This is a genomic window from Staphylococcus pseudintermedius, from assembly GCF_034042775.1.
GTDB lineage: Bacteria > Bacillota > Bacilli > Staphylococcales > Staphylococcaceae > Staphylococcus > Staphylococcus pseudintermedius.
Genome location: NZ_CP120150.1, coordinates 718,625 through 742,513, shown reverse-complemented (window position 1 = coordinate 742,513; position 23,889 = coordinate 718,625). Strand labels below are relative to the sequence as shown.

At 40.3% G+C, this 23,889-nt stretch carries 15 protein-coding genes, 6 tRNA genes and 3 rRNA genes; 4 read left to right on the top strand and 20 right to left on the bottom strand.

Translation table 11 applies throughout. The features are described 5' to 3' along the window. Positions 1–377 precede the first annotated feature (377 nt). From P3U61_RS03320 to P3U61_RS03305, 4 genes are read left to right on the top strand one after another with little or no spacing between them, the layout of a single operon-like run. Entirely contained in the window at positions 378–1,943 is a 1,566-nt protein-coding gene (locus tag P3U61_RS03320) for a PTS mannitol transporter subunit IIBC (RefSeq protein WP_037542494.1), read from the top strand. Positions 1,944–1,973: 30 nt separating this feature from the next. After that, positions 1,974–4,004 (top strand): BglG family transcription antiterminator, encoded by a 2,031-nt coding sequence (locus P3U61_RS03315; protein WP_037542492.1) that lies wholly within the window; start codon positions 1,974–1,976, stop codon positions 4,002–4,004. 17 nt (positions 4,005–4,021) lie between these two features. Next, positions 4,022–4,456: a PTS mannitol transporter subunit IIA gene (locus P3U61_RS03310; RefSeq protein ID WP_015729468.1), complete on the top strand. Its 435-nt coding sequence runs from the start codon at positions 4,022–4,024 to the stop codon at positions 4,454–4,456. Beyond that, the gene (locus P3U61_RS03305) at positions 4,456–5,562 is read left to right on the top strand and encodes a mannitol-1-phosphate 5-dehydrogenase (RefSeq protein ID WP_037542489.1); all 1,107 of its coding nucleotides are present in this window, start codon (positions 4,456–4,458) and stop codon (positions 5,560–5,562) included. Before P3U61_RS03310 ends, P3U61_RS03305 begins: the two co-directional genes overlap by 1 nt. Before the next feature lie 125 nt (positions 5,563–5,687). Here P3U61_RS03305 and glmM read toward each other — a convergent pair whose 3' ends face one another. The 20 genes from glmM to P3U61_RS03205 form a co-directional block, all read right to left on the bottom strand. Next, on the bottom strand, positions 5,688–7,043 hold the full coding sequence (glmM, locus tag P3U61_RS03300) for a phosphoglucosamine mutase (RefSeq protein WP_014613289.1): 1,356 nt from the start codon (positions 7,041–7,043) through the stop codon (positions 5,688–5,690). A gap of 27 nt (positions 7,044–7,070) precedes the next feature. Further along, the gene (locus tag P3U61_RS03295) at positions 7,071–8,003 is read right to left on the bottom strand and encodes a CdaR family protein (protein ID WP_014613288.1); all 933 of its coding nucleotides are present in this window, start codon (positions 8,001–8,003) and stop codon (positions 7,071–7,073) included. Then, positions 8,004–8,810: a diadenylate cyclase CdaA gene (gene cdaA, locus P3U61_RS03290; RefSeq protein ID WP_014613287.1), complete on the bottom strand. Its 807-nt coding sequence runs from the start codon at positions 8,808–8,810 to the stop codon at positions 8,004–8,006. A 231-nt stretch (positions 8,811–9,041) separates the two neighbouring features. Continuing rightward, complete coding sequence (gene rocF / locus P3U61_RS03285) at positions 9,042–9,947, bottom strand: arginase (RefSeq protein WP_014613286.1); 906 nt, start codon at positions 9,945–9,947, stop codon at positions 9,042–9,044. Positions 9,948–10,324: 377 nt separating this feature from the next. Then, positions 10,325–10,397, bottom strand: a tRNA-Lys gene (locus P3U61_RS03280). A gap of 3 nt (positions 10,398–10,400) precedes the next feature. Then, a tRNA-Gln gene (locus P3U61_RS03275) sits at positions 10,401–10,475 on the bottom strand. Positions 10,476–10,479: 4 nt separating this feature from the next. Further along, a tRNA-Tyr gene (locus P3U61_RS03270) sits at positions 10,480–10,563 on the bottom strand. A gap of 20 nt (positions 10,564–10,583) precedes the next feature. Next, a tRNA-Val gene (locus P3U61_RS03265) sits at positions 10,584–10,659 on the bottom strand. 9 nt (positions 10,660–10,668) lie between these two features. Further along, a tRNA-Glu gene (locus P3U61_RS03260) sits at positions 10,669–10,740 on the bottom strand. 1 nt (position 10,741) lies between these two features. After that, a tRNA-Asn gene (locus P3U61_RS03255) sits at positions 10,742–10,816 on the bottom strand. 9 nt (positions 10,817–10,825) lie between these two features. Next, positions 10,826–10,940, bottom strand: a 5S ribosomal RNA gene (gene rrf / locus P3U61_RS03250). Between the two features lie 78 nt (positions 10,941–11,018). Then, positions 11,019–13,940: ribosomal RNA gene (locus P3U61_RS03245) — 23S ribosomal RNA — on the bottom strand. A 391-nt stretch (positions 13,941–14,331) separates the two neighbouring features. After that, a 16S ribosomal RNA gene (locus tag P3U61_RS03240) occupies positions 14,332–15,883 on the bottom strand. Together the 16S, 23S and 5S rRNA genes with 6 tRNA genes alongside form the textbook arrangement of a ribosomal RNA operon. Before the next feature lie 528 nt (positions 15,884–16,411). Further along, positions 16,412–17,476 carry an Mrp/NBP35 family ATP-binding protein gene (locus P3U61_RS03235; protein WP_020220310.1) on the bottom strand — a complete coding sequence of 355 codons (1,065 nt, stop codon included), beginning with the start codon at positions 17,474–17,476 and terminating at the stop codon, positions 16,412–16,414. Positions 17,477–17,794: 318 nt separating this feature from the next. Further along, positions 17,795–19,243 (bottom strand): MDR family MFS transporter, encoded by a 1,449-nt coding sequence (locus tag P3U61_RS03230; RefSeq protein WP_014613284.1) that lies wholly within the window; start codon positions 19,241–19,243, stop codon positions 17,795–17,797. 105 nt (positions 19,244–19,348) lie between these two features. Then, complete coding sequence (locus tag P3U61_RS03225; RefSeq protein ID WP_014613283.1) at positions 19,349–19,810, bottom strand: SepA family multidrug efflux transporter; 462 nt, start codon at positions 19,808–19,810, stop codon at positions 19,349–19,351. A gap of 25 nt (positions 19,811–19,835) precedes the next feature. After that, complete coding sequence (sdrM, locus tag P3U61_RS03220) at positions 19,836–21,179, bottom strand: multidrug efflux MFS transporter SdrM (RefSeq protein ID WP_065520405.1); 1,344 nt, start codon at positions 21,177–21,179, stop codon at positions 19,836–19,838. Between the two features lie 553 nt (positions 21,180–21,732). Further along, complete coding sequence (locus P3U61_RS03215; protein WP_020220309.1) at positions 21,733–21,930, bottom strand: hypothetical protein; 198 nt, start codon at positions 21,928–21,930, stop codon at positions 21,733–21,735. A 12-nt stretch (positions 21,931–21,942) separates the two neighbouring features. Next, positions 21,943–22,623, bottom strand: coding sequence for a PAQR family membrane homeostasis protein TrhA (trhA, locus tag P3U61_RS03210; protein WP_014613280.1), 681 nt, complete (start codon positions 22,621–22,623; stop codon positions 21,943–21,945). A gap of 10 nt (positions 22,624–22,633) precedes the next feature. After that, positions 22,634–23,824, bottom strand: coding sequence for a UTP--glucose-1-phosphate uridylyltransferase (locus P3U61_RS03205; protein ID WP_014613279.1), 1,191 nt, complete (start codon positions 23,822–23,824; stop codon positions 22,634–22,636). Between the last annotated feature and the right edge of the window lie 65 nt (positions 23,825–23,889).

Here is a 23,889-nt window from a genome sequence, read left to right as displayed (position 1 = left end):
ATCTTTTAAAATCGCTTTCACTTTAAGTTATGCATTAGTTTGTCCTCATTAACACCATTTGTCATTTTTCTCTCTCAATAGTCCTTTCTAAAAAGTAACATCGAGACATCATTTGTCATTTTACACGCCATTTCACGTCTCATCTTAAACACAGCACGAAGCCGCTTCATTTCTTTTTACTATTGTCGCAAAATTTTTGGTTATTGTTTTCTAAACCATTTCTTCATCGCCATCGCGTTCCTTCTATAATTTATATCACTAAATGTATTTTGTCATTTTCAACGTGACAAGTTGGCATTTTCTATTTATTGTAAACGACTAAATAACACTTTAAGATGTACACACAAACCAATTTTTTAATAAGGGGTGTCAAATAGATGGCAAATCAAGAAAAAGCAGAACAAAAGCCGATGAAAGAACAGATTCAACGTCGCATTCAAGCATTCGGCTCATTTTTAAGTAGTATGATCATGCCGAATATCGGTGCGTTCATTGCTTGGGGTTTGATTACTGCATTATTCATTCCTGATGGCTGGCTTCCAAATGAGGAACTTGCCAAAATGGTCGACCCGATGATCAAGTTTTTAATTCCATTACTCATCTCATTTAGTGGGGGTCGTCTTGTCCATGATTTACGTGGTGGGATTGTTGGTGCGACTGCAACAATGGGTATCATCGCTGCATTCCCAGATACACCTATGTTAATCGGTGCGATGATTATGGGTCCATTAGTCGGTTGGCTGATGAAAAAAGTGGATCAGTTTATACAACCACGCACACCAAACGGCTTAGAAATGCTATTCAATAACTTTTCAGCAGGTTTCCTTGCATTCTTCATGACTATTCTCGGTTTTAAAATTTTAGGACCTATTGTTGAAGGTTTAATGAAAATTCTCGGTGCAGGTGTAGATTTCCTAGTTTCACACCACTTACTTCCACTTGTAAGTATCATTATTGAACCTGCAAAAGTTGTCTTTTTAAACAATGCGATTAATCATGGTGTGCTTACACCGCTCGCATCAGAACAAGTGAGCCAAGCAGGTCGTTCGATTCTTTACACATTAGAGTCTAACCCTGGACCTGGTTTAGGTATTTTACTTGCTTATATGATTTTTGGTAAAGGCACTGAAAAAGCAACATCATACGGGGCAGCATTCATCCACTTTATCGGTGGTATTCATGAAATTTACTTCCCTTACGTTCTTGCACGTCCGTTGTTAATCTTTGCAGCAATGGCGGGTGGTATGACAGGTGTTGCAACTTTTAGCTTATTTAACTTTGGCTTAACAGGTCCAGCGTCACCAGGTTCAATCCTTGCTTACTTTGCGGTGACACCTAAAGGCAGTTACTGGGTAATGTTACTCAGCATTTTCTTATCAACATTAGTGACATTCATCGTCGCATCTGCCATTTTGAAATTTTCTAGAGATGCTAAAACAAGTCTTGCTGATGCAACAGCGAAAATGGAAGCGACAAAAGGTAAAAAATCTCGTGTTCGCGACACATTCATTCAAGAAGATGAAGCAGCTACAACTACAACTGGTGAATCGTCATCTGCAACAACTGACAACGCATTACTTGTAGAAGAAGATCCAGAAGTATTGTTAGACAAATATGACACTGAAAATGTTGAAGCACATGATTATAGCCATATCGACCACATTATTTTCGCTTGTGATGCTGGTATGGGTTCGAGTGCAATGGGTGCAAGTATGTTACGTAAAAAATTCCAAAAAGCTGGTATCGACAATGTAGAGGTGACAAATACAGCAATCAACCAACTTCCTGGTGAGTCGCAACTTGTCATTACTCAAAAAACATTAACAGACCGTGCGATTAAACAAGTACCTAATGCGATTCATCTTTCTGTAGATAATTTCTTAAACTCACCACGCTATGAAGAGTTAATTAAAAACATTAAAGAAAAAGAGAATAAAAAATAAGAAATCGCGTAATGGGGATGTGATTACTTCATGTATATCAAACGTCGGGAGCGTGACATATTAGAAATACTCCTGAAAAATCAAGGGTTACCTATTTCTAGATATGATATCGCTCAACAATTAGGGGTGTCTTCGCGAACGGTGCATCGAGAACTGAACGATCTCGATGCGACCCTCGCACCTTTTGAAATCACCATTCAACGTCCTAAAAATCAAGGACTCCTCTTGGTAGGTGCTCATGATGATATTAGCCGATTACAACAAGAACTCGGTCAAGACACTGTCATTGATTTAAGTACAGAAGAACAAAAAGTTATTATTTTATATGCTTTAATTCAGTCTAATGAACCCGTAAAACAAGTCGGACTCGCTTCGGAAATTGGTGCATCACTGCAACAACTGAGCAAAGTGTTGGATGAACTCGAACAAGATTTGAATCAGTTCAAAATTAAGCTCATTCGAAAACGCGGTGTCGGAATTTCAATCCTCGGTAGCGAAATGCATAAACGTGAACTGTTAAGCCAATTGATGATGGAACGCTTAGATAGTACAAGTGTGTATTCCGTCATTGAAAACCATTTTGTCTTTCAATCGTTAAATCATAACCGACTGCCTATGGTCGATATGAAAGAAATTTTTCAAGTTGAACGATTGCTTATGGATGATTTGGATCACTTGCCGTATGCATTGACAGAATCAAGTTATTTGGCACTCATTGTTCACATCGTATTAAGTATTGAGCGTATGCGTCACGAACAATATGTCTCTATTAACGTCGACACTATGGCAGAAGTTCAAACGACTGATGAATATCACATTGCTTGTAAAATTTCAGCTCGCCTCGGACAGCATTATGGCATTAAGTTCAACCCAGCTGAAGTTGCCTTTATTACGATTCATTTACGAGGGTCAAAGCGAAAAAATGATAAAGAGGATCAACAATTATCACAAAATGTACCACAAGTTGCTGCGTTAATTGACATGGTCGCAACAGAGACTCGTCTGAAGTTTAACAATATCAATGAACTGCAAGAAGGTTTGTTGTTACATCTCACGCCTGCTTTAAATCGGATACACGCCAAAATCGAAACTTACAATCCGATGACGATACGCATTCAAAGCGCTTATCCGTCACTATTTCAAGCGGTACAACATGCCGTCAATGATTTATGGCCACACCTTCATTTTCCAGACCATGAAATTGCTTTTTTAGTCTTACATTTTGGTGGCGCTATACAAAAACGCAAACATGCATCATCTGTACTTGTCGTATGTAGTAGTGGTGTCGGCACAAGTCGTATTTTGGCCAATCGCTTAGAAGAAACATTTCCCATGATTGACCGTACGACACAAATGTCTGTGAGTGATTTGAAATCGCATGACCTCACACAGTATGACGCGATTATTTCTACTGTAGAGCTAGATTTAGAGCAACCGTATTTAACGGTGAGCCCCCTACTACCCGAACATGAAATTGCGAAAACTTCTGCATTTTTGCACCAACAACTACCGCAAATGGCAGTAGACCATCTGGGTTTAAATAATCCGGACACATCACCTACTGTAACGGCTACGATTGATGCGACAAAAGTGAACAGAAAAATTGATGCGATGCGCGAAAGTTTACAACTGTTAGATGCATTTGAAGTATTCCATACAGATCTGACGGATTGGTCATATGATATCGCGCAACATCTTTATCACAAAAAGATTACGCACGATTTAATAGCTGTACAACAACTTTTGAAAGAACGTCATGATAAGCAATCTTTTGTATTATCCCCATTTCGAGTCGCGATTCCACATTTTATAAGTGCACACGTCGAAATACCTTACATCGGCGTATGGCACTTAGCGACACCCTACGACTTTGATGAAGGACTCACTGTCGACACGTTATTCTGTGTCTTTTTACCGGAAGATACACACCTTCAACCTCTCGTCAGTGAAATCTATAGTCAGCTGTCGCTTGCTTTAGATGAGCATAATGACGCACTGACCGACGCAGAACACATTGAACAATGGATTAAGCAAAGTATTATCACATTGAGTCAACAATAACAAGGAGCGATTTGATTATGGAAAACTTATTAAGAGATGAAAATATTTTATTAAACCAATCTATTTCAACACAAGAAGAAGCAATTGAAAAAGCAGGACAACTACTTGTAGACAGTGGTGTCGTTAAAGCAGGTTATGTACAAGCGATGAAAGACCGTGAACAAATTGTATCAACATTTATGGGTAACGCTTTAGCTATTCCACACGGCACAGATGAAGCGAAAAATGAAGTGATCGCATCAGGTTTATCATTATTACAAATTCCTGAAGGCTTACTCTGGAACGGTGAAGAAGTGAAAGTGGTCATTGGTATTGCTGGTAAAGATGGCGAACATTTAGACTTATTATCACAAATTGCAATGACATTCAGTGAAGAAGAGAATATACACAAAATTGTTAATGCTGCATCTCCACAAGCAATTCGTCAAGTGTTCGAGGAGGCGGATGCATAATGAAAGCACTTCATTTTGGAGCGGGTAATATCGGTCGTGGTTTTATTGGCTTTATCCTTGCAGACAACCAGTTTGACGTGACATTTGCGGATGTTAATACAGATATCGTCAATACCCTTAAAGCAGAACAAGCTTATGAAGTGACACTCGCTGATGAGACACAAACGAAGACGACAATTCAAAACGTCAATGCCATTCATTCTGCTGAAGAACCAGAAGCACTTAAAAATGCGATTTTAGAAGCAGATTTGATTACAACTGCAGTAGGTGTCAACATTTTACCAATCATCGCAAAATCATTAGCACCGATTTTAAAAACGCGTACAACACCTGTGAACATCGTTGCTTGTGAAAATGCGATTAATGCGACAGATGCATTGAAAGCAGCAATTTTAGATGAAGTAGATACATTAGATGCCAACATTCATTTCTCTAATGCTGCCGTAGACCGTATCGTCCCTATGCAACGCAATGTCAATATTTTAGATGTAACAGTAGAACCATTTTACGAGTGGGTAATCGAACAAGACACTTGGCACGGTCAACAATTAGACGGTGTGAAATATGTAGATGCGCTCACACCTTATATCGAACGTAAATTGCTGACAGTGAATACAGGTCATGCTTACCTTGCTTATGCAGGTCAGTATTTCGGTCATCAAACGATTTTAGAAGCGGTTAAAGATGTCAAAATTGTAAAAGCATTAGAACTTACATTAACAGAAACAAGTCGTTATATTACCAACACATTTGACTTTTCTGTAGAAGAACAAGCCGCATATCGTCAAAAAATCATCGACAGATACCACAATAAATATTTGTCAGATGACATTCAACGTGTCGGACGCGGTGTTTTAAGAAAACTAGGTCCACAAGACCGTATTATGAAACCATTGAAAGCACTATATGCAGCCAATGAACCACATGATGCGTTAACACAACTTGCAGCTTATGCCCTCGTGTACAAAGATGCACAAGATCCAGAAGCTGTTCAAAAAGAAGAACGGATTCAAGCAGTCGGTGTTGAAACGTTTTTACAAGAACATGCTGAATTAGATGACCAATTAGCACATGCTATTGCGAACAAATATCAAAAATTATCATAACATTAAAAAAAGCCGGGAATTGCGCATCCCAGCTTTTTTATCAATTGTTTGGTCTCAATTTCTCAAACAAAAACCTCCCCCTCTTAACAAGGTACACATGACACTTGTTAGAGGGGGCATTATTTTTAAGCGTCTAAGCCCATTTTTTCTTCTACTACTTTTGCAATACGTTCTGCAAAGCCATGTGCATCTTCGTCAGTTTTAGCTTCTACCATGACACGTACGAGTGGTTCTGTACCTGATGGGCGAACTAAAATTCGACCTTCACCATTCATTTCTGCTTCAACTTCATCCATTACAGCTTTGACGTCTTGATTGTCTTCTACGCCATATTTATCCGTTACACGAACATTCACAAGTGATTGCGGATATTTCTTCATTTGACCTGCAAGTTCACTCAACTTTTTACCTGAACGTTTCACAACTGCTGCCAAATGTACACCAGTTAATAAACCGTCCCCTGTTGTATTGTAATCCATCATAACGATATGACCTGATTGCTCGCCACCTAAATTGTAGTGACCACGACGCATTTCTTCCACAACATAGCGATCACCGACTTTTGTTTTATCAGATTGAATACCTTCTGCTTCTAATGCTTTGTAGAAACCTAAGTTACTCATCACTGTTGACACAATCATATTATCGTTCAATTCTTGATTTTTCGCCATCTCTTGTCCGATAACAAACATAATTTGATCACCATCGACAATTTGACCTTTTTCATCGACTGCGATTAATCGGTCACCATCACCATCAAATGCTAAGCCAAAGTCACATTCATTATCGACGACTTTTTGTGCTAACGCTTGTGGGTGTGTCGAACCTGTCTCATCATTAATATTGTAACCATCTGGATTACAGCCAATTGTCACTGTATCTGCTTCAAGGTCACCGAATAAAAATGGTGCTAGTGCTGCTGTTGAACCGTGTGCACCGTCTAATGCAATTTTTAAGCCTTCTAAATTCACTTCGATAGTTGATTTTAAATAACTTAAATATTTTTGTGCGCCTTCGAAATAATCCGATGTGTGCACAATATCTTTACCTGTTGGACGTGGTAAATCAGGATTTTCTTGATCCAATAATGCCTCAATTTCATTCTCTTGCGCATCTGACAATTTGAAGCCATCTGAACCAAAGAACTTAATACCATTATCCGCAACAGGGTTATGTGAAGCTGAAATCATCACACCTAACTCTGCACCCATTTCTCTTGTTAAATAAGCCACACCTGGAGTAGAAATGACACCTAAACGCATGACTTCAGCACCAATAGAAACTAAACCTGCAATTAATGCATGTTCTAACATGTCACCTGAAACACGTGTATCTTTACCTACAAGGACACGTGGATGTTTTTTATCTTCGTTATGTGCTAAAACATATCCCCCATAACGACCTAACTTGAAAGCGAGCTCAGGTGTGAGTTCTTTGTTCGCAACGCCTCTTACACCATCTGTCCCAAAATATTTACCCATAAATCAAATCTCCTTTTATTTCATTCATCATTCTACATTTATTTTTGCTTTTAATTTTTCTGGTGATGTTTTCGTCACATTTTTCGGTAAGTCTAGCTTTACTTCCCGTTCTGTATCAGATGAAACACCTTTCACATCAATTTCACCACTAATTTCATTGATCTTCTCTAAATCATGACGGTTTCCAAATATTTCTATCGCATCTGACTCCAGATCAATACTCGATATATTGATACCATCTGCAGGGGTTCCTTTTGTCGACACGTCTAATTTAACTTTTTTGGAATAAGGTTCCACTTCTGCAGTTAAATCAACTGTCGGATGATCGACTTGCACATCCAGTTTATTCATGTTCTTATCAAAAACTGAAATATTCGCTTCTCCCGTGGTCTTTTCTGAAATATTGTTCTCATTACGGAAACTTGCTTTCACAAATGCGATGCGGTCTAATTGTGCCTTGCCCCCTGTGATTTTTACCGTATCTGGTGACACCGATGTATCTGTAATCTTGAAATTGGGATCAATCACATATGGACTCACATTCGGCTCAATATGATATGTTCTCGTTTCCTTTTTCTCAACTGAGACTGTGACATCTTTCGGATAAACACGATAGTTAATATCTTTATCTAAGCCACGCACTTGGAAGTCTAGCGAATATTCACCTAGTTGAATGTTTGACGCATCTAACACAACTTTAAAATCTTCTGTTTTTTGTGCGCGTAACACTTTAGATTGCGGTCCATTCAACTCGACATCAACCGTATCAGGCGCGCCAGAGATATAAAGACTTTTATCGTTGTTAATCACTTCAACCGGTGCATTTTTAATCGTTTTATTCCCATCATTGGAAACACTGTCTGTATTAAACGAATCACCGAGCACGTGATTGACTGATAAAAATAAGAGCAATGCTAAAATGAAAGCAGTAAAACGTAAGCCCCATTTTGATTCTAACATCTAATTCACACCTTTCTTTCCAAAGTGTGAGCCAAACCAATGCTCTGTTAATAGTTCTTCAAACACTTCAGGTGATATATCTTTTCTCAATTTCCCATCAAATGTGACAGAAACTGATCCCGTCTCTTCAGACACAACGACGGTAAAGGCATCAGAAACTTCTGAAATTCCAACTGCTGCACGATGACGTGTGCCGAGACTTTTCGCGATTTTCGGACTATCTGACAACGGTAAATAACTGGCCGCTGTTGCAATTTTGTCACCTTGAATAATCATCGCGCCATCATGTAATGGCGTGTTCGGAATAAAGACGTTCGTCAATAATTCTTGTGAAATGTCAGAATGCATCGGTATACCCGTTTCGATGTAATCCTGTAAACCGGTTTCTTTTTCAAAGACAATTAACGCACCTATCCGTCGCTTGGCCATATACTGCACGGCTTTAGAGACTGAATCCACTAATTTGGGCACTTCTACTGTAGACGTCGTGGCATAGCGTTTGAACAAGCTCCCTCTCCCAAGTTGTTCTAACGCACGTCTAATTTCAGGTTGGAAAATTACAATAATGGCTAAGAACCCCCATTGTAATACCAAATCAAAAAGTCTCGAAGTCGTTGTCAGTTGTAAGTATTCACTGATTGCTTTCCCTACAAGTATAAATAATATCCCTTTTAATAATTGAATTGCTTTCGTCCCTTTAAAGACTGTAATCAGTAAATAAATGACATACCATACAATTAATAAATCTAGAATACCTGTGATGACCTCAAGCGTGCTTAAATTTTCAAAGAGGTGTGAAATTTGCATAGTATCTCCTCCGGTAATCTATTCCCATGTTCCTTATTATACCAATGTTCATAAGCGTTTGTCATATCAGAGTAAAAATAAATCACTTTTAAATATTTCATTCGATATATTCAATCGTTTTATGTAAAATAGGATGAATTCAACTGAACAACAAATCAAAAACGAGATAAAGATGACATACTTGCGCCTTACCTCGTTTCAATATTTAACATTCATATTTTAAATGATACTTTATAACAATGTTTCGCCAAAAAATGAACCTAACAGAGCAACGGCTTGTTCTGCAGTATGATTTTCTACATCTAAAAGTGGATTCACTTCAACAATATCCATTGATGTAATCATGCCGGATTGATTGAGTAATTCTAATGCATAATGACTCTCACGATAGGTTAAGCCACCTGAAACTTTCGTACCTGTACCCGGTGTTTCATTAGGATCTAAAGCATCGACATCTAATGATAAATGCACACCATCAGTCTTATCTTTTAAATATGCAATACTTTCTTCAATGACTGAACGAATACCCCGCTCATCAATATCAGCCATCGTATATGTACGAATTTGATGTTTCTTAATATATTCACGTTCACCAAAATCTAAATCACGCATACCGATTAGCACAATATTTTCTGGTTTCACTTTAGGTGCAAAGCCACCAAGTTGAACGAGCTTTTCATCCCCTTCACCCGCCAAAATACGTAATGGCATCCCGTGCATATTACCGGATGGCGATTCTTCTGGTACATTCAGATCACCATGTGCGTCATACCAAATGACACCTAAGTGATCATAATGCTCTGCAACACCCGAGATCGAACCAATAGCTAACGAATGGTCACCCCCTAAAATAACGGGGAAATGTTGTTGACGAATACTGTCCGACACTTTTTCCTTTAATGATTTTGAGAAAGCGAGAATCTCTTCATAATTTTGTAAACCCTCTTGTTGAGACATGAATTTCTCAATATCCACAGGAGGAACGTCAACGTTCCCTGTGTCAATGACCTCATGACCGATACGTTTTAAACGAGGTAACACCCCAGCATATCGAATAGCATCTGGCCCCAAATTAACACCTAGCTTTTTCTGCCCAAATGTAGTGGGTGCACCGATGAGTTCTATAATTTTATTCATTTGTTGTCTCCCCTTTTTTTAATGATTCATTTAACAATGTCTGCATCTCAATTGCCCCTTTAAATCAATTGAATATGCATACAATTTCAGAATAGTTGTTTAGACCGTTGAATTCAAGTGCTGTAATTATGTAGAAGTCGTATAGGATTTAACTATATGTGCTTTAATGAATTTTTATAACTATAAACTATGTGTACGACGATTGGATATGAATGAAACTGTAGATTTTATTCATTTTAAATTTTGTTAGAAAAAGAGCACCGAGCTGAGCGGTGTTCGAGATGCACGTACTGGATGTGGCGTTGCTAATAGCAGGAGGAGAAAAGGGCTAGAACCCAAAATAAAAACCCTATCCCATTTGGAATAAGGTTTGAAAGTGAGCCATAGAGGATTCGAACCTCTGACCCTCTGATTAAAAGTCAGATGCTCTACCAACTGAGCTAATGGCTCTTATGGCTGGGCTAGCTGGATTCGAACCAGCGAGTGACGGAGTCAAAGTCCGTTGCCTTACCGCTTGGCTATAGCCCATCGATGGTGGAGGGGGGCAGATTCGAACTGCCGAACCCGAAGGAGCGGATTTACAGTCCGCCGCGTTTAGCCACTTCGCTACCCCTCCGATATGTATGCAATTAAAAATGGTGGAGAATGACGGGTTCGAACCGCCGACCCTCTGCTTGTAAGGCAGATGCTCTCCCAGCTGAGCTAATTCTCCATATATCAATGACCCCTACGGGACTCGAACCCGTGTTACCGCCGTGAAAGGGCGGTGTCTTAACCGCTTGACCAAGGGGCCATGGCTCCACAGGTAGGACTCGAACCTACGACCGATCGGTTAACAGCCGATAGCTCTACCACTGAGCTACTGTGGATCAATCTTAACCTGGCACCGTCCTACTCTCGCGGAACGTAAGTCCGACTACCATCGGCGCTAAAGAGCTTAACTTCTGTGTTCGGCATGGGAACAGGTGTGACCTCTTTGCCATTGGCACCAGATTAAGTTGTTGAATGTTATACATTCAAAACTAGATAGTAAGTATATTTATCACAAGCATTACCTTATGAACAATTATGTTGATTAAGTCTTCGATCGATTAGTATTCGTCAGCTCCACGTATCGCTACGCTTCCACCTCGAACCTATTCACCTCATCATCTTTGAGGGATCTTATAACCGAAGTTGGGAAATCTCATCTCGAGGGGGGCTTCATGCTTAGATGCTTTCAGCACTTATCCCGTCCATACATAGCTACCCAGCTATGCCGTTGGCACGACAACTGGTACACCAGAGGTATGTCCATCCCGGTCCTCTCGTACTAAGGACAGCTCCTCTCAAATTTCCTACGCCCACGACGGATAGGGACCGAACTGTCTCACGACGTTCTGAACCCAGCTCGCGTACCGCTTTAATGGGCGAACAGCCCAACCCTTGGGACCGACTACAGCCCCAGGATGCGATGAGCCGACATCGAGGTGCCAAACCTCCCCGTCGATGTGAACTCTTGGGGGAGATAAGCCTGTTATCCCCGGGGTAGCTTTTATCCGTTGAGCGATGGCCCTTCCATGCGGAACCACCGGATCACTAAGTCCGTCTTTCGACCCTGCTCGACTTGTAGGTCTCGCAGTCAAGCTCCCTTATGCCTTTACACTCTATGAATGATTTCCAACCATTCTGAGGGAACCTTTGAGCGCCTCCGTTACTCTTTAGGAGGCGACCGCCCCAGTCAAACTGCCCGCCTGACACTGTCTCCCAGCACGATAAGTGCTGCGGGTTAGAAATCCAATACAATTAGGGTAGTATCCCACCAATGCCTCCACGTAAGCTAGCGCTCACGCTTCTAAGGCTCCTACCTATCCTGTACAAACTGTACCGAATTTCAATATCAGGCTACAGTAAAGCTCCACGGGGTCTTTCCGTCCTGTCGCGGGTAACCGGCATCTTCACCGGTACTATGATTTCACCGAGTCTCTCGTTGAGACAGTGCCCAAATCGTTACGCCTTTCGTGCGGGTCGGAACTTACCCGACAAGGAATTTCGCTACCTTAGGACCGTTATAGTTACGGCCGCCGTTTACTGGGGCTTCGATTCGTAGCTTCGCTTGCGCTAACCACTCCTCTTAACCTTCCAGCACCGGGCAGGCGTCAGCCCCTATACGTCACCTTACGGTTTAGCAGAGACCTGTGTTTTTGATAAACAGTCGCTTGGGCCTATTCACTGCGGCTCTTCGAAGCGTGAACCTCAAAGAGCACCCCTTCTCCCGAAGTTACGGGGTCATTTTGCCGAGTTCCTTAACGAGAGTTCGCTCGCTCACCTTAGAATTCTCATCTTGACTACCTGTGTCGGTTTGCGGTACGGGCACCGTTATTCTAGCTAGAGGCTTTTCTCGGCAGTGTGAAATCAACGACTCGAGGAACAAGTTCCTCTCCCCATCACAGCTCAATCTTAAGAGTGCCGGATTTGCCTAACACTCAATCTCACTGCTTGGACGTGCACTCCAACAGCACGCTTCGCCTATCCTACTGCGTCCCCCCATCGCTTAAAACGAATAATGGTGGTACAGGAATATCAACCTGTTATCCATCGCCTACGCCTGTCGGCCTCAGCTTAGGACCCGACTAACCCAGAGCGGACGAGCCTTCCTCTGGAAACCTTAGTCAATCGGTGGACGGGATTCTCACCCGTCTTTCGCTACTCACACCGGCATTCTCACTTCTAAGCGCTCCACATGTCCTTGCGATCATGCTTCAACGCCCTTAGAACGCTCTCCTACCATTGTCCAAAGGACAATCCACAGCTTCGGTAATATGTTTAGCCCCGGTACATTTTCGGCGCAGTGTCACTCGACTAGTGAGCTATTACGCACTCTTTAAATGATGGCTGCTTCTAAGCCAACATCCTAGTTGTCTGGGCAACGCCACATCCTTTTCCACTTAACATATATTTTGGGACCTTAGCTGGTGGTCTGGGCTGTTTCCCTTTCGAATATGGACCTTATCACCCACATTCTGACTCCCAAGTTAAATTATTTGGCATTCGGAGTTTGTCTGAATTCGGTAACCCGAGAGGGGCCCCTCGTCCAAACAGTGCTCTACCTCCAATAATCATCACTTGAGGCTAGCCCTAAAGCTATTTCGGAGAGAACCAGCTATCTCCAAGTTCGATTGGAATTTCTCCGCTACCCTCAGTTCATCCGCTCACTTTTCAACGTAAGTCGGTTCGGTCCTCCATTCAGTGTTACCTGAACTTCAACCTGACCAAGGGTAGATCACCTGGTTTCGGGTCTACGACCAAATACTCATTCGCCCTATTCAGACTCGCTTTCGCTACGGCTCCACATTTTCTGCTTAACCTTGCATCAGATCGTAACTCGCCGGTTCATTCTACAAAAGGCACGCCATCACCCATTAACGGGCTCTGACTACTTGTAAGCACACGGTTTCAAGTTCTCTTTCACTCCCCTTCCGGGGTACTTTTCACCTTTCCCTCACGGTACTGGTTCACTATCGGTCACTAGAGAGTATTTAGCCTTAGGAGATGGTCCTCCCAGATTCCGACGGAATTTCACGTGCTCCGTCGTACTCAGGATCCACTCAAGAGAGAATTCGCTTTCGACTACAGGATTATTACCTTCTCTGATTAACCTTTCCAGGTTATTCGTCTAACAAATTCTTTTGTAACTCCGTACAGAGTGTCCTACAACCCCAATAAGCAAGCTTATTGGTTTGGGCTCTTCCCGTTTCGCTCGCCGCTACTCAGGGAATCGATTTTTCTTTCTCTTCCTCCGGGTACTAAGATGTTTCAGTTCTCCGGGTCTGCCTTCTTGCATGCTATGTATTCACATGCAGATAACACGACATAACTCGTGCTGGGTTTCCCCATTCGGAAATCTCTGGATCAAAGCTTACTTACAGCTCCCCAAAGCATATCGTCGTTAGTAACGTCCTTCGTCGGCTTCTAGTGCCAAGGCATCCACCGTGCGCCCTTAATAACTTAATCTATATGATATTTTGGCAAACGTTCGCATTCGGCTTCATCACTTCACATTCACTCAGTTACTTACGTGCAGTAAGCGCCTTCGCTCATGCTTGTGATTCATAGACTGACAAACGTTTTCAAAACATCATGTCGTCTACCGAAATACAATCTTTTCCAAAATCACCAGTTATTAATTATGTGAGTCGTCATTTGACGACTAGCGATAATTTTTTGTTTCAAGCTTTTAAACGCTTGTCACTCGGTTTTGCTTGGTAAAATCTATACTTACTTATCTAGTTTTCAATGTACAATTCATTCTGAATCCTCAATGAATGAGCATTCAAAACTGAATACAATATGTCACGTTAATTCGCTTATCACCTGATGGTGATATTCCGTATATTATCCTTAGAAAGGAGGTGATCCAGCCGCACCTTCCGATACGGCTACCTTGTTACGACTTCACCCCAATCATTTGTCCCACCTTCGACGGCTAGCTCCAAAATGGTTACTCCACCGGCTTCGGGTGTTACAAACTCTCGTGGTGTGACGGGCGGTGTGTACAAGACCCGGGAACGTATTCACCGTAGCATGCTGATCTACGATTACTAGCGATTCCAGCTTCATGTAGTCGAGTTGCAGACTACAATCCGAACTGAGAACAACTTTATGGGATTTGCTTGACCTCGCGGTTTCGCTGCCCTTTGTATTGTCCATTGTAGCACGTGTGTAGCCCAAATCATAAGGGGCATGATGATTTGACGTCATCCCCACCTTCCTCCGGTTTGTCACCGGCAGTCAACTTAGAGTGCCCAACTGAATGATGGCAACTAAGTTCAAGGGTTGCGCTCGTTGCGGGACTTAACCCAACATCTCACGACACGAGCTGACGACAACCATGCACCACCTGTCACTTTGTCCTCCGAAGAGGAAAACTCTATCTCTAGAGCGGTCAAAGGATGTCAAGATTTGGTAAGGTTCTTCGCGTTGCTTCGAATTAAACCACATGCTCCACCGCTTGTGCGGGTCCCCGTCAATTCCTTTGAGTTTCAGTCTTGCGACCGTACTCCCCAGGCGGAGTGCTTAATGCGTTAGCTGCAGCACTAAGGGGCGGAAACCCCCTAACACTTAGCACTCATCGTTTACGGCGTGGACTACCAGGGTATCTAATCCTGTTTGATCCCCACGCTTTCGCACATCAGCGTCAGTTGCAGACCAGAAAGCCGCCTTCGCCACTGGTGTTCCTCCATATCTCTGCGCATTTCACCGCTACACATGGAATTCCACTTTCCTCTTCTGCACTCAAGTTTTCCAGTTTCCAATGACCCTCCACGGTTGAGCCGTGGGCTTTCACATCAGACTTAAAAAACCGCCTACGCGCGCTTTACGCCCAATAATTCCGGATAACGCTTGCCACCTACGTATTACCGCGGCTGCTGGCACGTAGTTAGCCGTGGCTTTCTGGTTAGGTACCGTCAAGATGTGCACAGTTACTTACACATTTGTTCTTCCCTAACAACAGAGCTTTACGATCCGAAGACCTTCATCACTCACGCGGCGTTGCTCCGTCAGGCTTTCGCCCATTGCGGAAGATTCCCTACTGCTGCCTCCCGTAGGAGTCTGGACCGTGTCTCAGTTCCAGTGTGGCCGATCACCCTCTCAGGTCGGCTACGTATCGTCGCCTTGGTAGGCCGTTACCCCACCAACTAGCTAATACGGCGCGGGTCCATCTATAAGTGACAGCAAGACCGTCTTTCACTGTAGAACCATGCGGTTCAACATGTTATCCGGCATTAGCCCCGGTTTCCCGGAGTTATTCCAGTCTTATAGGTAGGTTACCCACGTGTTACTCACCCGTCCGCCGCTAACGTCAAAGGAGCAAGCTCCTTATCTGTTCGCTCGACTTGCATGTATTAGGCACGCCGCCAGCGTTCATCCTGAGCCAGGATCAAACTCTCCATAAAAGAAGTAAGCTTGATATAGCTCGTTGATTGTTTAAGTCAATCACTCTCGAAAGTACTTTTGAAGTACTCAAATTATTGGAATTAACGTTGACATATTGTCATTCAGTTTTCAATGTTCACTACGTTTGTTAATCAAGTTTACTATATCTTCACTTAATTAACAAGACCTTTATTATTCTAAACTCAATCCTCAACATTTGCAATAGTAAATTTTACACCATTGAAATATTTTTGAATTAAATTTGTTTGCCGTTTTTAACGACTTTTACATCTTATCACCACTGTGATAAGTTGTCAATAAGAAATTTAAACTTTTTATTTCTTATTTTAAATGAGCGCTTTATTTCGCTCACAAGAATATATTGTATACAGGTCGACCTGAAAATGCAAGTCTTTTTTTAAACTTTTTACAGGAATTTAATTCAAGCTTGGACACCCTATTCATCTATCCACTTTTTAACTCATGTCCCCCCTAAAATGATACCGAGTAAAAAGGCATAACATCTCCTTCCTACTCGGCAATAATCTTTATTGATTTGTTTTAGCAATGATTTTCTGAGCGATCTCTTTATAAATCTGTCCTAAACGATCTTCTGGTTGGTATATTGAAGGTGAAAAGTCGACAGGTTTCCATGACGGTTGCTCTAATGGCAATTGACCAAGTAAGTCACTTTGTAATTCATCAGCAAGCTTTTGACCACCGCCTTTACCGAAAATGTATTCTTTATTCCCTGTTTCTTTACTTTCAAAATAAGACATGTTCTCGATGACACCTAAAATGGAATGATCCGTATGTTTCGCCATTGCACCTGCACGCGCTGCTACAAATGCCGCTGTTGGATGTGGTGTTGTCACGATAATTTCTTTACTTGATGGCAACATCGTATGTACATCAAGTGCCACATCTCCTGTGCCTGGCGGTAAATCTAATAGTAAGTAATCTAAGTCTCCCCATTTCACTTCAGTAAAAAAGTTCGTCAACATTTTACCTAACATCGGACCACGCCAAATCACAGGCGCATTCTCTTCAACAAAGAATGCCATTGAAATCACTTTAACACCGTGACGCTCAACAGGGATGACTGTTTTACCTTCGATACCTGGCTTTTCATCAATCCCCATCATGTCCGGTACACTGAACCCGTAAATATCCGCATCAATTAAACCGACACGTTTCCCTTCTCGTGCTAATGAGACTGCTAAATTGACTGCGACTGTTGATTTCCCAACGCCACCTTTACCAGAAGCAATGGCAATAAATTCTAAATGATTCCCTTTCGCTAGCGCACCTTCAATTGTTTGTTCTTCTTGTTGTTGCGCCCCTGCATATTGTTTTACCTTTTCTTCAGGAAGGGTTTCAAAACGAATGCCTACTGTTTTCGCACCATTTTCTTTTAGTTTTTCCACAATCGCCATTTGTAATTCAAGTTGTGGCTGTCCTCCCAATTGAGCCATTGCAACTTTGACGCTAACATGTGCTTTTTCTTCTTTGATGGTCACCTCTACAACCCCTTCAGTTTCTTTAAGAGGTACATTAATTATTGGATCGTTAATTTCTCCAATAAGTTGTTTCACCTGTTCGACTGTTAACACTTCCAACATCTCCTTTTGTATACGCTTTATTCCTCATTTTAACAAACTTTTACACTGTTGCATAAGGTAAAAACTCCACCTATCCATAAAAATTGCGTTTCTCACTCATCAGTTCAAGCTTTTTACAAATACAAGTGTTTAGTCATACTCATTGTCTTTATTTTAGTTCGCTTCCTCATCATAATTTTTGCTTCATTTTGAATATGAAATCTAATATGTTCAATGTTTATTAATTCACTCAGCCTCCATGTATGCATAAAAAAACATCAAACAACGTCATGCTGTTTGATGTTTCATCTTTTATCTTTTATCATCACATTATCGTACGACGTGGCGTTGATTACCACGTTCTTTTTTCCCTCTATCGTGAATAAAGAAACTGAGAATAAACCCGATTAATAAGAAGCCTGAAGTAACGTAAAATGCTAGATCGACACCGTGTGCCATTGCTTCACGTTGAATCATTGTTTTTGATACAGACGCATCTGGTTGATAAAGTCCTGCTCCTAAGCTCATTAATGTAACCATCAGCGCCGTGCCCATAGATCCTGAAATTGTTCGTAACGTATTCATGATTGCTGTACCATGTGACACCATATCATTTGGTAATGAGTTAATTCCAGCTGTGTTGAGCGGCATCATCAATAACGACACTGAGAATAAACGAATCGTAAAGATGATAATCACATACGTATAAGATGTATGTGCTGTCAATTGAGCCATCATCAATGTCGTAATCAAGAGTAATGCAAATCCTGGAATGACAAGTACTCTCGCACCTACTTTATCATATAAACGACCGTTCACGACCGACATGACACCGTTAATGACCGCACCAGGTAATACAACAAGTCCTGATAGTAACGCTGATAGACCGAGTGAATTTTGAATATAAATTGGAATTAACAACGCTGGACCAACCATTGACGTAAAGACAATCATAGATGAAATGGACGTTAATGTGAATGTTCTTGTACGAAAAGCAGATAATCTGAGTATGGGGTTGTCAATACGTATTTGACGGATAATAAATAAAGCCACAATAGCAATACCAACAATCAAACTGATCAATACGATTAAATCATCGAACCCACGCGCACCTGCAATACTAAAGCCGTACAACATAATACCAAAACCGAGTGTTGAGAGGACAACAGATGCTTTATCTAGAACAACTTCTTTTGTATCACTAAAGTTACGCATATAACGCCAACCGAAAATCAAGCCGATAATTGAAACAACTACCACAACGAATAACGGTGAACGCCATGAATAATTGTCAACGAGTACCCCCGACAATGTAGGTCCAATGGCTGGAGCGAACTGAATGACAAGCCCTGATAATCCCATTGCAAATCCCCGTTGATTTTTGGGAAATAACGTAAATAGCGTAAACTGACTGAGCGGCATAATCACACCTGCCCCCAACGCTTGAATGACACGTGCAGTCATCAATATTGAGAATGACGGCGCTAACGCAGCAGTGATAGAACCGACAACAAAAGTCCCCATCGCTGTTAAATACAACGTTCTTGTAGGTACTCTATCCATTAAATATGCCGTTAATGGAATCATAATACCATTCACTAGCATAAACCCTGTAACTAACCATTGAGAAGTGCTTTCATGAATGTCCAGACCTCTCATAATACTAGGAAGTGCAGTATTCAATAATGTTTGGTTTAAAATTGCAATAAAGGCACTGATCAAAATAACAGCAACGATGATATTTCTTTGTGTTTTATCTACATGAACACCTCTGTGCATACACTTTCCTCCTCTTACATTTCTATACCAATGGTTTATTTTACGACCAAAAAGTTAGCTTGGCAAAGTTTTTGATTTCTCTTTAAAAGCGCGACATGACAACTCTTATTTTCGATTTAAATTCTCAGCATCTGGATAAAATACTTCTTTACAAATGTAGAGAAACGCAATGATTAACATCAACACCCAATAGTCGATTTGAATATATTGATAATGAATATGAATCACAAAATAAAACATTGTAATCATCATCGCATACGAAATCAAATGAAATGTGAAACCCTCGAGGTAAGGGTTCGGATATAATTTCTTTTGGAGCCAGTCCATCAAATACTCGACACCAAAAATCACAAAGTAACCGAGGATAATATAGCTGCCGTAATAAATTAAATTGTCATAAAATCCTTCATTATAAGTAAACATGCCAAGGCGAAAGTAGATCAGTAAGCGACTTAAGCCGAATAAGCCAAAACCGAGTAACGTTAAAAAGATAGCACCAGAAATGACAAAAATGGAGAGGATGATTAACAAAGTGACAAAGTTAAACAAATTAAACTTACCTTTCACCAATCAAACCTCCCCATATCTTTAATTATTTATCAGAAACTGTACTTAAACTTTTATCTTTACGTGTAAACCAAACTACCCACAAACCTACTAATACTATGATACAAAATACCATAACATTTTGGATGCTCGTTTTAAAGATAACCACATCCATCGCATAAATGTATCCAATAATTGCTGATCCAATCGAATTCCCCATATTACGAGTCAGTGTAAAGAGTGACATCATCTTTTTCATACTTTCTGGAGATGTTTCTTCTTGTACCATCACACTATCTTTCGTATAAGCCGTCCCAAAGCTCATACCCAAAAAGAACAATGTCACAGCAACAACGATAGGATGAAATGCACCAATCAATACACTGATACTTCCTACAATTAAAATACCTATTGCGAGCAAATATAAACCTCGAACAGTACGGTTCGCTTCAATTTTTTCTAAAGTGAAGTTAATCAACAACCAGCCGATTGACAGAGGGAAAATGATAAGTCCACTTTGCAACGGGGTTAAACCTAAATGATCTTGTAAATAAGATGGAATAAAGACATTAAAGCCAATTAACGTTACTGCAATGAAAAAATCAGTAAAAAATGCTAAACGTACTTTAGAGCCAAATTCTTTCGTTGGAATAAAGGACAATGACACTTTTTTTGAACGCTTGATTGTGACGCCAAAAAAGATGACAAATAAAACTAAGCAAACGACATTCATCCAAATATGACCTGTGATGAGCACACTCGCCATGAGTAATGCTAGTAACACATAAAATAAGCCCATGCCGACAAAATCAACTTTATGTTTAGACGTTGATTCACTTTCAAAATGATATGAAGTTAACACAAGCACCATCACGACGACAGCAATAGGAATATTAATGTAAAATAGCCAATGCCATGAAGAAACTTCTAAAATAAAGCCACCGAGAAATGGTCCGAGAATACTCGAGATGCCCCAGACACTGCCGACAATCCCCATCACTTTATAACGAAATGGAATCTCAAATGCGAGTTTCGGGACGATTTGTACTAATGACATGTTTACCCCAGCGCCGACACCTTGAAGTAAGCGGGCAAACACGAGCATTTCAAAATGGGAACTCATCCCTGATAAAAAACTACCGACTAAAAATAAAATTAGTCCTAACATCGTCACATAGATGATTTTAATCCGTGACATTAATTCACTTAAAATAGGAATAGATAACACAATTCCTACAAAATACACTGTAAACACGAGTGAAATGGGCTGTGTTGCATGTAGATCAGCACGCATCGTCGGTAACGCTAACGACACAATCGACGTTTCGATAGCTGCCATAAACATGGTTAAGACTAGTGAGCAAATAATACTAACTCGCTTTAAATTCATACTTTTCTACCTTTCCATAAAATATTTATTATTGCAGACATAAGGTTTGTGAAGTAAACCTATCTTAACATCGCAATTTAATCACCTTTGCCCTATTAAAAAGTTCAACTCAGCTGAAAATGAAAAAAATGCTTTCAAACGCTCTCATCTTTCAATAAAGAGACCGTTCACATCAAGATGAAGCGTAAGACTCACACATTCGTCCATCACAGCACATTGGACGAATATTTAACACCTTGCTTTTATGTAAAGTTTAAAACCGTTCATTTTCATTATCTCTACTTATTGTGAATTTGATAAGCGATAAAATCAAACTTTATGTATTAAAGAAAGCAATAGAATCCATTTTTGTATCCCATTCACTCTCATTTTCCAACTGTTTTATAATCATTAATGAATCATAAGTCTATGAATAAATTAAGGTCAAAATTTTCCGATGTTCCTTTTCTTAAAACATCATTTACTATCTATACAAGACAAGAGACTGTTATAGTGTCATCAATCCTCGCTACACGAACGATTGATGTCTCGGAACAGTCTCTTTATATGATGATTACATGTTCTTTTTATGTTGCCGGTGTACAGAAATCATGATAATGACAATGAGGATACCTAAGCCTAATGATACCAAACCTAGGAGTGGCGATGCTGTTAACGCCCCATCTCCCAACAAGTAATAATATGCGAAATACACTTGAAACAGCAATAAAACCATTAGTGCAAACATGAATAGCTTATAATGCGGCTTCATCCAAACACCCACCTACATAAAATATAAAATACCTATGAAATGAAATAATGAAGCAATGAGTATAAATATATGCCAGATCATATGAAAGTATGGTCTGTTTTTTTGTGCGTAAAACCATGCCCCTATCGTATAAGCCAAACCGCCTAATAAAATAAAAATAAAGAATAGCCATTTGGATTGGCTGATGATGATAGGTAAGTAAATCACACCGACCCATCCCATAATGAGATAAATCATCAAGCTCAACTTAGGATTCACTTTCGTTGCAATGGCTTTATATAAAATCCCCCAAATCGTCGTACCCCAAAGGATAATCATAATGGACCAACCAAGCCAACCACCTACGAGTACAAGTGAGACAGGCGTATATGTACCAGTGATTGCAACATAAATCATACTGTGATCAATGATGCGCATCACATATTTATGAGGAGACGCTTGTTGCATCGTGTGATAAACCGTTGATGAAATGAACATCAAAAAGATGCTAATGACAAATACAGACACACTGACAGACATCAATACGCCGTGATGTGCATAACTGTATACAGCCGCATAAGGTAAGGTCAATAACATGATGAATGCTGCGACACCGTGCGAGACGCTATTACCAACTTCTTCTCCAAAAGACAAAGGGCTCATTTCTTTAAATGTTTCTAACGTCGTTTTTTTCTTTGTAGCACTTTTGGTCATATTATTACCTCTATTCAATCATGTTCATACGTTTCAAATCATTTGTTGCAGTTTCGATACTGTCTTGGCCTTCTTTATTTTTCAACGGACTAAATTCCTCATCTCGAGCAACTTGTAGCGTCACAAATGAAGTAGCGTATTGAAAAATATCAAAATAAAACAGTTCAAACTTTAATGTCGGCTTTTTCACAACACCAAAATCTTCATCTAATTGCTCAAGCTCTTTAATAGCAAGATGATAAGGAAGTGATTTGTCTACTGCATTTTCAATAAATGTGCGACGAAACGCATGAATACCGATATTGGCATTGTTAAATTGATTCGCTACTTCAGGATCAAGCTCTGAATATTCTAACACTGTGTCTTTACCACTTCGAACTGCTAGACGGCCTACCTTCTCGCCTACAAGTGGTGCAATAGATTTAGACGTCACATCTTTATGGTGATGTACAGTGAAACCAGCGAATAATGGATCCAATACTTTGACAAGAACATTATCAATATTATTCACGAAAATATACTCATTATGACGTTCAGCCATTTGATCAAGGTAACCCGCCTTTTTCAACGATTTGAAAATACCACCATTACCATTCGGTGTTTCCATAATGCTACCGTTTTTATCTAATATCAATTGTCCTTGTTCATTTAACGCCACGATATTGTCTTGTTTAAAAAAGTAAATATGTTCAGCATTATAATCGAAATGATTATGCTCTTGAAAAAATGCACGTGTAGCCTCATCATTAATATCACTTGTCATAATGTACCAATCGACAAAATGACCTGTTTTTTCTTTTAAAGCCTTTAATTGGCGTGCTTGCAATTCAAACAAGCTCACACCTTCAATTTCAAATGAACCTTTAGGCCCTTTATAACCTAAACGTGTTCCTTGACCGCCCGCCATTAACAATACAGCGAATTGACCTTCTTGAATGGCTTGTAAACCGAGTTGCCGATAAAATTCTATCGTTTCGTCCGTCATATGTGCAGTTGTTTCATAGTTCACTTCTTGGACGTCTGAAACATCATCAATCGTTTGACGGTTCACATAAACTTGCTGATAGAGTGATTGAATTTCTCCTAAATCTAGTTGAGCAATTTTGTCGTTCAGTCGCTCTTTCTCGTTCGTACTCATAAGCTTTTCATATTCTGTTAAATGTGATTGATTATATTTTTCAAGTTTATGGCTTTCTAACATAATAAATTGTACGCTCCTTTAATAAAGCTGTGACTCAATTTCATTAACACATCACTTCATATAAT